The organism is Klebsiella sp. EMBS2024 (assembly GCF_036233805.1).
In the GTDB taxonomy this organism is placed as follows: Bacteria; Pseudomonadota; Gammaproteobacteria; order Enterobacterales; family Enterobacteriaceae; genus Klebsiella; species Klebsiella pneumoniae.
Window position 1 is genome coordinate 2,725,132 of record NZ_JAZARW010000001.1, and the last position, 605, is coordinate 2,725,736.

General features: G+C 58.4%; 1 protein-coding gene and 1 pseudogene. Both read right to left on the minus strand.

What is annotated here, in order from left to right; translation table 11 throughout:
• The coding region (locus VZP09_RS12620) for a sugar phosphate nucleotidyltransferase (RefSeq protein ID WP_328795184.1) at nucleotides 1-477 on the minus strand (477 nt) is incomplete at its 3' end.
• 13 nt (nucleotides 478-490) lie between these two features.
• Nucleotides 491-605: pseudogene (locus VZP09_RS12625) on the minus strand (dTDP-glucose 4,6-dehydratase); the annotation flags it as partial.

Genomic DNA, 605 nt, shown 5'->3' on the forward strand with positions numbered 1-605 from the left:
CTCCTCGATGGACNGCGCCTTAAAGTTCTCGTCGAACTCCACCACCCCGAAACGCTCCGGATCCAGCACCTGATAACCAAACACCGTGGCACCGGAGGTCTTCGCCGCCGCCGCTTCCAGTTTTTTACCGAAGCTCTGGCCAAAGTAGATATTATCCCCCAGCACCAGGGCGCAGGCATCGTTGCCGATGAACTTCTCGCCAATGATAAAGGCCTGCGCCAGGCCGTCCGGCGACGGCTGGACGGCGTAGCTGAAGTTCACCCCGAACTGCGACCCGTCACCCAGCAGGCGCTGGAAGGAAGGCATGTCGTCCGGGGTGGAGATGATCAGGATGTCGCGAATACCCGCCAGCATCAGGACGGACACCGGGTAGAAAATCATCGGCTTGTCGTAGATAGGCAGCAGCTGCTTGGAGACGCCCTGAGTGATGGGATATAAACGCGTGCCGGAGCCGCCGGCCAGAACAATACCTTTCATCTTTACTTCCTTATTAGTTATTCAGGCCAAGACGCTCGCCGGCATAGGAGCCGTCCAGCACGCGCTGCCACCAGGTCTGGTTGTTCAGGTACCAGTGCACGGTTTTTTCAATCCCGCTCTCGAACGTC